The sequence below is a fragment of the Microcoleus sp. N9_B4 genome (genome assembly GCF_036701635.1).
In the GTDB taxonomy this organism is placed as follows: domain Bacteria; phylum Cyanobacteriota; class Cyanobacteriia; order Cyanobacteriales; family Microcoleaceae; genus Microcoleus.
Map to the genome: position 1 here is coordinate 15,099 of NZ_JAUBRC010000018.1, position 13,811 is coordinate 28,909.

Consider the following 13,811-nt stretch of genomic DNA (forward strand, 5'->3'; position numbering starts at 1 on the left):
CTCCTTACAAGTTGTTCTAATCTTAGCTCAACTTTATTCCCAATCAAACTGCCTCCCCAAATATTCCTCTAATTCCTGATTGTAAGGTCGGAAATAATCGCTCAACCTGTCGCGAACCGATTCATTTACCCTCTGATAAGAACCAGGATTAGCATTTTGGTACTCAGACAATTGATATTCCGGCAAATCTAAAAATTCTAAAACCTGCTGGACTATAGCCGCCGCACCTGCATAAAAATCTTCGCTTTTCAAAATTAACAACTGTTCTGGGGGAAAGAAAGTCCGCCAGTTTTTTATAAATTCTATGTACCTACCGCGAGCTAAATAATTCCCCGGTTCCTCGCCGATGATGTATTCTGGATTTTGATTCAACCGTTCAATTTCATCGCTAATTACTCGATCGAGCGATCGCGCTTCCCAATTTAATGCAGTCAAGCGGTAAAATTGAGAAATCGCCCGATCGACCGGATTTCGCAAAAGTACAATCAGTTTAGCCTCTGGAAACAGGCTGTAGAGCCGTTCCGGTGCTTCCCGATAGTCAAAATAGCTCGGACTTGCTTCGCCCGTCAAAAATTCCTCTCCCGAAGGCATTGGCGGAAAATGAGCCAAATACCAATCAATTCCTCTGTCAAAGTGCCACGAAAAAAAATCCATCTCCTTTTTAATCGGAGTCAAAATTTGCGGGTGTTGAGCTAAATAAGTATACAGAGAAGTCGTCCCGCACCGCTGAGAACCAATAATTATAAAGTTAGGAACTTTGACGGGTTTTAAGTTCCAATTTTGTGGAACAGGCATCTTGCCTGTATCTGCTTGTGGAACAGGCATCTTGCCTGTTCTCTTACTGATAACAGATGCAAAACTTTGTTTGTAACTGACAGTTCGATAAAAATCAATCGCCTCGGCAATTTTACCTTGCCTCGTCAAAGCTTCCCCCAAATTCAGATAAGGCCAAAAAGCCTCCGGTTTAGCTGCAACAACTTCGCGGCAAAAGTTCTCCACTTCATGTAGCTTGTTTTGCCTAACCAAAACTTCCCACAAATTGTAATAAAACCACCAAGGAAGATCGGGATTTATTTCTATTGCTTGAAAAAATGCCGCCGCCGCTTCCTCCCAATATCTTTGCTGGCTCAGAACAGCACCTAAATTATAATAAGACCAGCAATCATCGGGTTTTTGGGCGACAGTGGCGCGAGATGAGGCTAATGCGCGATCCTCTTCGAGGGCTTCACTAACGCACTTTTCTTGCTGCTGCAACAACTCCTCTATTTTTGCTGACATTTCTGCACAACTCGGAGCATATGTCAAGAGAAGTTGGTAAAAAATAATTGCGCTTTTTGGGCGATCGTACTTGGCTAAATTCTTTCCTAACTGCAAATACAACTCCCAATTTTCAGGTGTAATTGGCAATTGACATTCTTCTAACACCAACTTTAAATCCGACTCTGTTTGTCCGAGAGCATATCCCAACTTCTCGTAAATTCCCGGCAAATTTCCGTCAATCTCAATAGCTTTTAAATACGTAGCGATAGCTTCATTCCACTGTTTTAGTTTAGTTAAAGCGTCACCTAAATTGCAAAAAGACCAAGCAAAATCCGAGTTGAGTGCAATCTCGCAGCGGTAAGCAGCAGCAGCTTCTTCCCATCGCCGAAGTTTCAGCAAAGCATCGCCCAGATTGTGATAAGACCAAGAAAAATCGGGATTTAACTCAACAGCTTTTTTGTAAGCAGCGACAGCTTCCTCCCATTTTGCAAGTTTCAGCAAAACATCGCCCAAACTGTGATAAGACCAGGAAAACTTGGGATTTAATTCAATAGCTTTTTTGTAAGCAGCAACAGCCTCATCAAACCTACCGCTTTCTTGCAGGGAATTCCCCAAATTGTGGTAGTCATTATCCATGCAAAACTCCTGCCATAGCCAGTAATTTTTCCAGCGAGTTCAAATCCAACTGCATATCTTTATGTAAAGGTTTGGTCGGAGTTCCATCATCAACCAAATCACCAATTAAATAGTAATGTTCCAAGCCGCACAAATTGCTAATCATCCAATAACAATGCGGAACGTAAAGGGGAGAAAAAATCTCAATTACCTTAGTTCCCGGACTGCAAAAAACTAGATTTGTTAACCCCCCTCCGTGGGGGGCGATAACTACTTTAGCAGCAGCCAAACACGATGCTTGTTCCGCTATCGACATCGTTTCCAGCTTGACACTGCGGAAACCAAATTTTTCTAAGTATTTAATTACCTCTTCATCGTTGACGATTCGCCGATAGGAAGCTTGTTGGCGGCTGATATAAATCCGCTCCGAATAGTCGGTGCTTAGTGGCTGTTGTTCCTTTAAAAATGTATTTCTGAGATATTCACACTTCCATTTTGAAACCGCCCCCGATCCGTCATAAGATATTGATGGAACTATTAATTTATCAGCGGTAATGTGTAAATTGCAGCGACTTTCTAAAAGTTTATTTTGAGGAATTCCTAAAGTATCTAAAGTTTCTGCTTGATAGGAAGAATCCCTGGCATTGACAACAAACTTATCTATAGTTTCTATCAATCCGCTACGCTGCAAAAGATCAAAGCGCGTAATCACATCAAACATCCAATGAAAATAAGCGGCTCCACCCCAGCGAGCAGATAAAAAAGCCACATTTCCATCGACGTGTTCAGCGGGAGGCAATTTGTCGGAAGTGATTACCAATTCAGAACAGCCCATTGAAATATCAGCAACAAGTTTATTGTTTGAAGTAATCACGGCGGTAGTCACAACATCTGCCCAAGCTCGTCCGTTTGGCAAGACGGCAACAAAAGCTTTTCTGGAATGACTTTGATGTTCCCAAAATCTGCGGCTGGTGTCGATTGTTTTGGAATCTGATAAATTGATTTGACTCGCAGGATGAATGTCAATGCAGGTGAGGTTCGGATTTGATTCTGCTGCAACGGTCAAATCTTCTGTAAACCCACAGTATTTTTCGAGAATACTTAAGGGTAAATTTTGATTACTGCATTTTGCGCGATCGCTCTCATCGACTTCTCCTTGTTGTTCCAGAGCATACCCTATATTATCGTAAGCTTCAAACAAATCGGGTTGAATTTGCAGTGCTTGGACTAAATTAGTGATTGCAGGTTCCCACTGCTGTTTGGCAATTAAACTCAAACCCAATCCTTCGTAACACCAACAGGATTTTGGATCGAGATTGATACCTTTTTCATAAATGGCGATCGCCCTTTCTAATTCCCCTAGATTCCGCAGTGCATCACCAAACTTTTTGTACAGCCAACTATGCTCAGATTCTAGCTCAATAGCACGACCAAAAGCGACTGCTGCTTCTGGCCAATTTTCTTGGAATTCCAGAACTTCCCCCAAACAATTGTACAACCAACAATCATCTGGATTTAATTCAATAGCTTTGCGGTAAGCCACCGCCGCTTCTTCCCAATTTTCCAGTGCAACCAAAGCCTTGCCCAACCTGTCGTAAGACCAACAAAAATCTGGATTTAGTTCAACTAACTTGCGGTAAGCAACAGCAGCTTCCTCCCACTCAGAAAGCTCCATCAGCACATCACCTAAATTGTTGTAACTCCAACAAAAATCGGGATTTAACTCAATAGCTTTGCGGTAAGCAGCAGCGGCTTCGTCGTATTCCTCAATTGCCTGTAAAGTTTCCCCCAAAAAGTGGTGAACCCAACTAAAATTAGGGTTGAGTGCGATCGCCCGTTGGTAAGCTGCCCTAGCTTCGTCAAATAGTTCTTTTTTTTGCAAACTTTTACCCAACTTGTGGTAAGTTAAATAGTTTCCAGACTTAATTTTAATAGCTGTTTGATAGCGGGCGCTCGCCTCATCAAAATAACCGGAATTCGCCGCAATATCCCCCAACTTTTCCCAACCCAGAGACAACAGAGTTTGCTCTTCGCCCAAACTTTGATTGCCGATTTTTTTGACAATCAGTTGATAGCCTTTGTGTACAACTTCTAACTGACTTCCAAACATCTCCAAAAAAACATCTATCCCAATTTTAGTATCTTGCTCCGGGCTGTCGGGAAAAGTGAACTCGTAATCGTCAAAAATCATCAAGCCCCCAACTTTCACCAACCTCCAAGATAAAATTGCATCTTGCAGAGCACTGGTGGGTTTATGACAGCCGTCAATGTAAGCAACGTCGTAATATTCCGCAGCCAAATTTATTAACAAATCTTGAGAGTAACCTTCTAATTCAATTACCCGATCTGCTGCTCCCGTTTTTACAATATTGCCCTTAAAATGTTGTTGAAAATACAAATCAATACAAGTAATCTTTGCCGTCGGATGAGTTAAAATATTATCCAGCAGCCAGCAAGCCGACATTCCCTGAAAACTGCCGATTTCCACCACTTGAAAATCCGCAATTCCCGTAAATTCCTGTAAATGGCGTTTCCAAATAGGAATATTGTGGGTAAACCAATCTTGAGTAAATTGATAATTTTTCGCCGCACACTCAGGCCAACTCCTCAATTCTGCCGCTTTTTGGTGGCAAATAATTGCTTCTTCCAATTCCCCTAATTGGGGTAAAATATTTCCTAAATCGTTGTAAGGCTTAGAATTGGTCGGCTCAATTTCTATTTGGCGACGGTAAGTGGCAATTTGTGCGTATAACTCCTGTTGTTTTGCCCGAACATCATTCAGTTGGCCGACAACTTCCGCAGCATTGGGTTCAATTTGCAGTGCCATACTATAAAATACGATCGCACCTTCCAACTGCTTCTGTTTCGCTAAACTATTACCTAAATTTATATAAAACTCTGCTCCCTCTAACTCAATTCCCAGCAAATTGTGGTAAATTTTCCCGCTTGCAAGTACCTCAATAGCTTGACAATAAGTTTCGATTGTGCTGTCTAAACCCGATTCGCTGCGCTTCCGCAAAACATATCCCAACCGCTGATTGATTCCCGTCAAATTCGGCTCAATCTGAACCGCGTGCAGGTAAGCAGCCACAGCTTGATCCCAGGAGTTTTCGCAGGTTAAGGCAACTCCCAAATTGACATAAAACCAAGGAATATTTGGATTGATTTTAATAGCTTTGCGGTAGCAACTAATAGCTTCTGGCCACAGTTGTTTTTGAGCCAAAGCGTCCCCTAAGCAATTGTATGCCCAGTAGGAATTATCATTGATTTCCAGAGTCTGACGGTAACATTTAATGGCTGCATCAACGTCGCGTTTTTGTGCGAAAACATTACCTAAACCCATGTAAGCACGAGCATAATTTGGATTGAGTTCGATGCTTTTGCGGTAACAGGCGATCGCCCGATCTAATTCTCCTCGATCCGCCCAAGTTTTACCCAAACTGTGGTAAGATTCAAAAGAATCTGGATTAATTTCAATGGCTTGTCGGTAATTGGCGATCGCCTCATCCCACCGCTTCTGGCCAACCAGCATTTCCCCCAAATTGTGATAAGCTGTTGCCAGTTGCGGGTTTAACTTAATTGCCCGCGAATAACACTCCATAGCGCGATCGAACTTTCCCAATTCAACCAAACTATTTCCCAGAGTGACGTGCTCCTCAGCAGTTGCCCAATTCGGCTCTATATTAAAAGCTTGATACCAACAGTCTGCCGCCTCTTCTCGCTTCTCCAACTGCGTCCAAATTCTCGCCAACTGCCGATAAACAGCAGCAAAATTCGGCGCTAGCGAAATTGCTTTTTCACAATTGGCGATCGCCTTTTCCCACTGTTTTTCTTGAGAATACAAAATGCCGAGATTAGCATAAACTTCCGGCAAATTTGGATTGCGATCAATTGCCGATTCATACCACTGCTTAGCTTGCTCGATTTCACCTCGAACCTGCATCACCTTTCCCAGCGTCTGGCAAGCTGCCGCCAAATTCGGTTCAATTTTCAACGCTGACTCGCAAGCAGCAACTGCCTCATTCAACCTTCCTTCGGCTAAATAAACTTCTGCTTGCCGACTCAAATCAACCGCTGCCTTTTCCATCTTCTCAATCGAGGGCATAATTAAACTTGCTCCAGACACCAACTAACCCAAACCCACCACTTCAATCATCCTTTTTAGCGAACTCAAGTTCACCAAAATATCCTCAGTCAGGGAATTCTGATACATCAACTGTCTAATAGGATAGCATTCAAAAGCCTCCCCCGTTAAAAAGTAATGTTCCAACTGTAAATATTGACTGATTCCCCAGTAATAATGGCTGATATAGTGAGGCGACACCAACTCAATTACTTTAGTTCCCGGGCGACAAAAAATTGTATTTGTCAACCCGCTGCCGTGGGCTGCAACTATTACCTCAGCATGGTAAAAATGAGCAATTTGCTCTGCCAAAGACAAGGACTCAGGTAAAATAGAAACAAAGCCAAAGTTCTCCAAAACCTCAACCACATCTTCCTCGTTCAAGACTCGTCGGTATCTTGCTTTGCTGCGGCTGATATAAATGCGTTTTGGATAGCTGGAACTAGGTATAATTCCCTTAAGAAACTCGCGCCTCAAAAAATCCATCGCCCACCCAGAAGGCCAGCCCAAATATCCCGCAAAAGACGGCACAATTAACTCGGTTGCTTGAATGTGAGGCAAGCGATCGCTCTCCAAGACTTTTTCTTCGGGAATGCCCAAAATTCTCAAACTTTCCCGCTGAAATTGGTGCTGACAACTATTCACCAAAAACCAATCAATTTCCGCCAAATCCCTACCGCTGTGCCGCAGCAATTCTATCCTCGGCAAAACATCAACCATCCAGTGAAAATAGACATTCCCCGACAAACCCGAAAGCACCGCCACGCTGCCGTCAATTTGCTTTAAAGCTGGAAAGGATTCTAACTGAAAAACGCTGTGTTTCCTCACATCATGCTTTTCGCATCCCGGCAAAAACCCCGGATAATCTCTCGACACATCAGCCAATAAATAATTGTCAGGAGTAATTACAGCGATCGCCTTGCAAACCATCCAATAATTTTCCTGCGGAACAATCCAAACTCGCCCCTTGGGAATCTGTGCCACAAAAGTCTTGGGCGACTCCACAGGTAGCGGTTGCAAGTTGGACAAACGGCAAACTCCCCAACCCAAATGCACCGGATCGAACCACTTAGAAAGTCTCTGCAAACACAGCCCGCAAGTTAAACCGGCACAATCGGAATTTGCCAATTTGGAATTGGATCTCGCAAATTGGGAATTGGGAATATTTTCTGCACTTGCTTCTGGTGCAACTTCCCAAAATATTTCCACATAATTGTCAGCATCCAACTTAGCATTGACCAGCCAGTCCCAACTCGATAAATAAATACCGTGAGGAGGTTTTATAGAAGTGCTATCTGGCAATATAAAACTCTTTTTTTTCCACTCTTTCTGCTCTCCATACCCGTGCAATTGCAGCTCTAAAACCTTTTGATAATAATCGATCGCCCGTTCCCAGCGCCCCTGTTTTTCCAGCAGTTTTGCCAACTCAAAATAAACCTGCGGTAAAGCAGGTTGAATCGTCAAAGCCATGCGGTAAACTGCAATTGCTGCGCTCAACCGCTGTTGCTGGGCTAAGGAATTTCCCACCCGCCAGTAAATCTCTGCATTTTGTGGCTGAATTTGCAAAGCTTTTTGATAATAAGCGGTGGCCGATTCGTGTCCGCCGTACTCTGTTAAAGCATTTCCCAAATGCAAGTAAATTTGGGCTAAATTATCGCAAATTTCAGCAATTGGTAATTCGCAAGCTGCACTTGACAAATATCTAGCCGCACCATCTTTTTTATTTACTTTTAAATCTGTTAAATCCGTGACATCCGTGACATCCGTGACATCCGTGACATCTGCTACAAAATCCGTTGCCGAACTTCCAGTTAGTGCTGTGAGAAATCGATCGCACGCAGCGATCGCCCTTGACAATTCATCATCTTCTACCGCCGCAACTCTGCGCCTTTCTCCCAAACGGCAGTAAGCCTCAACAAAATCTGGTTTCAGAGCTATCGCCCGCTCAAAATAAGGCATGGCTTCCGCAATTTTGCCCAAAACCATCAAAGAAAACCCGGCGTCTGTATAGCCCGAAATATAGTCGGAATCGATCTCGATCGCGCGATCGAAACAAGCAACCGCCGCCGAATGTTCCCCCTGTAATTGCCAAGCTTTCCCCAGATTGTAGTGAGCCAAAACCATGTCCGGCTCCAACTCAATAGCTGTGAGGTAAGATGCGATCGCCCTTTCCGGACTTTTGTCCAGCAAGGCTTGACCCAAATTATTGTGCAGCGTCGCCCAATCCGGCTTAATCTCCATCGCCCGCTGGTAAACTTCGATCGCCTCAGCAGCGCGATCGTCCTTTAGCAAAATCACACCCAGATTGCTGTAAGCTTTCACGTAATCCGGCGCCACGGCAATCACCTGTCGGTAGGTATCCATTGCCGCTTTGAGCTGACTATTTTCATCTAAAACTACAGCCAGATTGTATAAAGCATCGAGATAATCCGGTTTTTGGGCGATCGCATTTCGGTAACAGTCGATCGCCCCCAACAAATTACCCTGCTTGTGAAAAACATTTCCCAAGTTATAATGAACTTGCGCCCAATCTGGTTTCAAATCCAGAGCTTGTCGGTAGTGAAAAACCGCCTCATCCAGCCACGCATAGTCGCTGTAAAGTTGACCCAAATAAGCATGAGCCAGAAAAAACTGTGGCGAAATCTCCAAAGCTTGCACAAAAGCGTCTCTTGCCGCCGTCGGATCGCCTTGAGCGTCGAGAATTTCGCCTAATGTCGTGTAAGCCGAGGGCGAAAACGGTTGAAGTTCGATCACCTTTTTGCAAAACTCGATCGCCTCAGTTAACTTCCCCCGGTTCAAATAAATTTGGGCTTGCCGGATATATTCTTCAGTGCTCATTGCTCGCGGTGCAGTTGCGGTTTCTTTACCGCTTCAGTAAAACCTATAAATTCTAATTTAAAAAGTTTGTATTTATATTTTGCCCGATCGGGCGATCGATTAATTTTATCAATAACTGTCGATCAATTTTTTTTTACTGCCCCTGCTGTATAGCAATCCTAAATCATTTGTGAATTTCTTACTCCCTCCCCTTGATAAGGGGAGGGTTGGGGTGGGGTAAAAATTTTACGAGTCATTTAGGATTGCTTTAGTTCCTGCATTGAATATTTCAACCTCACCCCGCTTGTAGCAGAGTGAGGTTGAAATCCTTTAAAACTACCGGCTTTGTGAGAACAGCCCCGAATCTTATCCGGTGCCGCCCCACAACAGCCAGTTGTTTTAGAACAACTCGAAGTTGTTCGAGGTAATTGTCAGGCCAGGCTGCAACTGAGCAATAGTTAGCACTCCGCTGGTGCCGTTGAAGTACAACGCACCGCTTGTTGGGTCGTAGACCAACTTGTTCGTCGTGGCTGTTCCTGGGGTGGCTGCGTTGAAACCAGAAACGACGACAAACTCGCTTGCCTCGAAGCTGCTGCCCAAACCAGAGAACACACCACCCGATTTCAAGCGGATCTTATCTTCGCCTGGGGTAAAGTCAGTGATCGTGTCTACGCCATAATCACCACCGCTGGAGAAGAAGTAGAACGTATCGCTGCCAGCACCGCCCGTCAGTACATCGCTGCCTCTGTCGCCAGAGATAAAGTCATTGCCACCGCCACCATTGACAGTATCGTTGTCTTTACCGCCGTAGACAGTGTCGTTGCCGTCGCCGCCATCGACAATATCGTTGCCTCGGCCACCAAAGACTGTATCGCTGCCACTTCCGCCGAGTACGGTGTCGTTGCCGTTGTCGCCAGAAACCAAGTCATTGCCATCACCGCCGTCTACGAGGTCATCCCCTTTACCAGCAAAGATCCGGTCGTCGCCGGTGCCACCAGCGACCACATCGGCGCCGCTGCCTGAAAAGATATTATCGTTGCCGCTACCGCCGCCGATACTGTCATTTCCGCCTCCGGTAATAATCAGGTCGTCGCCACCGCCACCGGAGACGACATCTGCGCCCCCAAAAGTCAGGATAATATCGCTGCCTTCGCTGCCGTTCAACCTGTTGGCGCCAGTGATGCCGATAACGGTTGAGCCACCGCCACCACCACCTGGTAGTGAACTTGCTGGTTGTGTTGGATTTGTTACCTGTGTCATTTACACTCCTCCTAAAAGATCAATCATTTTTCTACAATACACTTTTCCCTCCAAAGGGATTCAATAAATGAAACCGGACATCGGTTGAGACCCTAATTGACCCGGCTGCTATAAGCTGTCATGTAATTTAAATTGTCAGCAGCGAGCCTCGGAGCGCGAGTTGAATCCTGTATTCGTTGAGCAGCAAATCTCGGTTGTTTCCTGCTTTTGACTCTCGACTCCACCACTGCCTCCTCTAACACGAAAATATTCCACTTAAACGTTTGCGAGTCTACCATAATGACCATCGATATGGCTAGTCATTATTAAAACAATACCCGGAAGATACACAGAGACCATTTTTAATGGGAGTATGCTCTCAAGATTGAGAAGTTGCACCGGGCCTGCGGGCACTGTCGATCGCCGGAGAGTTCGATCGCCCGCAATGGGGCTGGAACTAAGCTGCGATTTCTTTTAAGTACACTGTACCTGACCAGACCTTTGATTTTCGCCAATAGTTCCCCAGAAATCAAAATTTTTTAACTGGCTTTGAAAGCAAGCCGGCGCAAGCTGGAGGCCGGATTCAATCAAAACTGCCTCCCAACACAGTCCCCGACGGGTTTTTGAGCCTCTTCACCTTGATATTTCCAGCCAAATCCCTCACGCTCAATTTAGGATTTTGGCTAAAAAACCCAGTTTTTCAACCACAATCCCTCATTTCAGCCATGATCCACATCCATCGGGACAATCAGACAATGCAGCGCTCGTCTTTTGGTGAAGTTGGGAGGAACGGTGGCCCGGTAGATTTATGACGGTACTGTCACTAGATTTTAGATTTTAGATTTTAGATTTACTCCCAAAATGAATCTGGGAACTGGAACTAGGATATAAAATTTGGGGCTGCTGGCGAATCCTGCCCAGTTATGGGTTGGCGCAATTGTAGTTATGAATAATTTACCTGTTGATAATGCTGAAGCCGTCAATTTTTTGATTGCATCTATCGGAGCCAAGGTAAAATTATTACCCCCCTACTCACCGGATTTATCTCCGATAGAGGTGTAGACCAAAATCAAAGCGATTTTCTGTTCTGAAGGATATCCACCTTCAAATATTCTTGATGAAGCGATTACTAAAGCTATTAATGCTTCTACTGATGAAAATGCTTGGGCATCCTTTCATCACTGTGGTCTCTTTTGAGAACAAATTAAATAGTTGATTTTTGTGGTATGTTCGATGGCTAATAGCTGTGAGTTTAAATATTAAGTTTTTAGCCAAGAGTTTTTGACTAATTGTTGTTAACTTCGAGCTGCTAATTAACGATTGGCAAATTCTCAGAAAGTTGGTTCGGCATTCATTGAGAGAAAATCTATCTCTAGTATTTATTCCGAGCGGTGTGCTTCTAGTTGCGCTGGTGACGCGTTGGAGTTGCTCTGACTGTCGTACTTGTAGATGTGAACGTGAGAGTCACTCTCGAAAATATAATTGATGGAAGTAGCTCCATAGTATGCCAGCGCTAGCAGCGACAATAGATGAAGAACTCTATAAATTGGTTTCTCAGATACTTGGTTCATTTTGACTCCTACTTTTTATGCAAATAGCGAATTTGGATACCGTGACGGCACTTTTTTTTAGAAGTTCCCAACCATCTCGCACCTCTAAAAATTTAGCTGGCTCCGGTTATACACTCCTGATGCTCGATCACCCAAAATACGTCGTACTTGCGATTTGAAACAGTTTTAGTTGCCTATTTCATATTGCAGTCTCTGCCTTGAATTGTCTATCTAACTGCGGTAAGAGTTAGGCAATTTGGGCGCAGACGAACTCTACAATTTTCTGTTTAGAGCTGCTACAATTTGCAGAAAGCGAGCTGAAAAAGGTTACAGAGCAAACATCCTAGCTGTTTTTCAACGCCTAGCGAGGATTTTCCCAGCTTCGATTAATGGTACGTAGCAGCCGGAAGTATAAAAATTCTTAAGTTAGTCAGCGGCAGGCGGAAATATGTCTGAAGTTATATTTTTGCAAGCAAGAGGCTATGTTACATTACATATTAATTTTGAGCTGGGTTGAGGTGGCAAATAATTTTTGAGTAAAAAAATGTTGCGGTCGCTGTCCGATAATTTGAGTCTGACAATTTTGACTGAACAATTTTGACTGAGCCGCACCATTAATTCACGATGTGACAGAAAAAAGTAGGCATCAGTCGATTGGAGACTTCGGTGTGATACGTTCAGCGAGCGCTGAGTCAATCTCGCTCAGTTAAACGATTTGAGATTTGAGATTTATTCGACAGATGAATCTGAGAGCTTGAACAAAAGCCTAAAGTTTTGGGCTGCTGCCGACTCCTGTGGGAAACTTGTATCCGTTTTTGGGCAGGGTCAAAAAGCAGAAGGCAGAATTTGATAGCGGTAAAAAAATACTGTTTTATAATTCAGAATTTTTATTGGGTTCTACCTTCTCGCTACATTTTTTACAATTAAAAAAATAAATTACTCGCTGCCAGGAGCGATGCACGCCGAAAAATTTAGCACGAGATAACCAACTATGTCGAAGCCAGTTACTTCCCCAATTTATTATAATTCTTGATCGCCTTGAGCTGTTTTTACAACAGACTTTTTGCTGGTAATTTGCAAAAGGGATAGGGGCAGAACAACAGGCCAAAAGAGAGGCCCGAGGATTAAGGCTATCCAAGAGATCAAGTCTTTTTTAGAGGTCGCAGTATCATTCCAAAAACTTTTGAACCAAACAATAAAAACGATTAAGGCAATCGAAAAGTAGCTAATAATTATCATTTTTTTACCTGCCTGCCTATAGATGGGATAGAAGTATTTATAATTATTGTATCTCAGGGTGTGGTTCGTCGATCGCAACTTTATGCCCTGAGCTGCAAGCTGCAAGTGTCTAAAACCCAAAGTTTCACAGCTATCCAAGTCCACAGCCTGCGATGTTGAGTGGACTTACTCCCTTTGCGCGGCGGTCTGGAAAACTCAAAGCCTTGCGTTAATGGCTTTTCGAGGTTTTGTCAAACCTTGAGGCTACCACCCCAATCATAGCTTATGCGATCGAGGTATTTGGTTTTATGTGATTTAAATCACGTAGACTGGCAGACTTCGGTCACAAATCGAGCCAAGAACGATCGCACCGCTTAGCCGACTGCAATCACCCTACTCTTTTATCAAATGCTCGATATTGCAATAGTCGAGTTCAATGAGATTTCATGCAAGCTCTGACTTTAAAATCCGATCGCGCGATCGCTGAACTGTTCTATCAAGTCACCCATTCAGGCAATCTGACTCGCACTGAAAGCCACGGATTGCGCGAACTCTGCCAAAGCCCTCTCAGCGAAGACGCCAGAGATGCAGTCAACCGCCTGCTGCCACGCCATCCGCCGCGGATGGGTCAGTATTTCCGATTAGTCCCCTCACACAAGAAGTTGAGATGAGTATTTCTACTTACTCTCCTGTCAAGCTTGGCCAACAATCAGATTTTCGTGAGTAGGTAGCTCCATTAACCCTCTCCAAAAAAAATTGTACTGCGATCGAAAAGCTCGAACCCGGTTTCTTGAAGAAGCCGGGATTTTTGATCTGAAGCAGTCAGCAGTCAGTAGCCTGTAGTCAGTCAGCAGTTACAGCAATTTTCAGGTTTATGGAGTACGGTTGCAAGGGTTTGTCAACTATTTTGGTAAGTGCTTGGGATTAAGGTGTACTCTATTTGCCTGGAATCTGCTGTATTAAGTATATCCACGGAAAAAAACCCACGC

At 44.1% G+C, this 13,811-nt stretch carries 8 protein-coding genes; 2 read left to right on the top strand and 6 right to left on the bottom strand.

All coding sequences use genetic code 11. The features are described from left to right. Nucleotides 1-33: 33 nt before the first annotated feature. From QUA43_RS13940 to QUA43_RS13955, 4 genes are all read right to left on the bottom strand, one after another. Nucleotides 34-1,896 carry a tetratricopeptide repeat protein gene (locus QUA43_RS13940; protein ID WP_333374649.1) on the bottom strand — a complete coding sequence of 621 codons (1,863 nt, stop codon included), beginning with the start codon at nt 1,894-1,896 and terminating at the stop codon, nt 34-36. Next, nucleotides 1,889-5,980 carry a tetratricopeptide repeat protein gene (locus QUA43_RS13945; RefSeq protein WP_333374650.1) on the bottom strand — a complete coding sequence of 1,364 codons (4,092 nt, stop codon included), beginning with the start codon at nt 5,978-5,980 and terminating at the stop codon, nt 1,889-1,891. Before QUA43_RS13945 ends, QUA43_RS13940 begins: the two co-directional genes overlap by 8 nt. 24 nt (nt 5,981-6,004) lie before the next feature. Continuing rightward, nucleotides 6,005-8,836, bottom strand: a complete 2,832-nt coding sequence (locus QUA43_RS13950) for a tetratricopeptide repeat protein (protein WP_333374652.1) — start codon at nt 8,834-8,836, stop codon at nt 6,005-6,007. Nucleotides 8,837-9,214: 378 nt separating this feature from the next. Beyond that, nucleotides 9,215-10,075: a calcium-binding protein gene (locus QUA43_RS13955; protein WP_333374654.1), complete on the bottom strand. Its 861-nt coding sequence runs from the start codon at nt 10,073-10,075 to the stop codon at nt 9,215-9,217. A gap of 873 nt (nt 10,076-10,948) precedes the next feature. Between QUA43_RS13955 and QUA43_RS30855 the strand changes: the two genes are divergently transcribed. Beyond that, complete coding sequence (locus QUA43_RS30855; RefSeq protein WP_445301971.1) at nt 10,949-11,116, top strand: transposase; 168 nt, start codon at nt 10,949-10,951, stop codon at nt 11,114-11,116. A gap of 317 nt (nt 11,117-11,433) precedes the next feature. On the opposite strand, the gene QUA43_RS13960 is transcribed toward QUA43_RS30855, so the two are convergent. Both QUA43_RS13960 and QUA43_RS13965 read right to left on the bottom strand, forming a co-directional pair. Further along, nucleotides 11,434-11,625, bottom strand: a complete 192-nt coding sequence (locus QUA43_RS13960) for a hypothetical protein (RefSeq protein WP_333374656.1) — start codon at nt 11,623-11,625, stop codon at nt 11,434-11,436. Between the two features lie 999 nt (nt 11,626-12,624). Continuing rightward, the gene (locus QUA43_RS13965; protein ID WP_333374658.1) at nt 12,625-12,843 is read right to left on the bottom strand and encodes a hypothetical protein; all 219 of its coding nucleotides are present in this window, start codon (nt 12,841-12,843) and stop codon (nt 12,625-12,627) included. A 425-nt stretch (nt 12,844-13,268) separates the two neighbouring features. Here QUA43_RS13965 and QUA43_RS13970 point away from each other — a divergent pair, with 425 nt between their 5' ends. Further along, on the top strand, nt 13,269-13,493 hold the full coding sequence (locus QUA43_RS13970) for a hypothetical protein (RefSeq protein ID WP_333374660.1): 225 nt from the start codon (nt 13,269-13,271) through the stop codon (nt 13,491-13,493). Nucleotides 13,494-13,811: the final 318 nt, after the last annotated feature.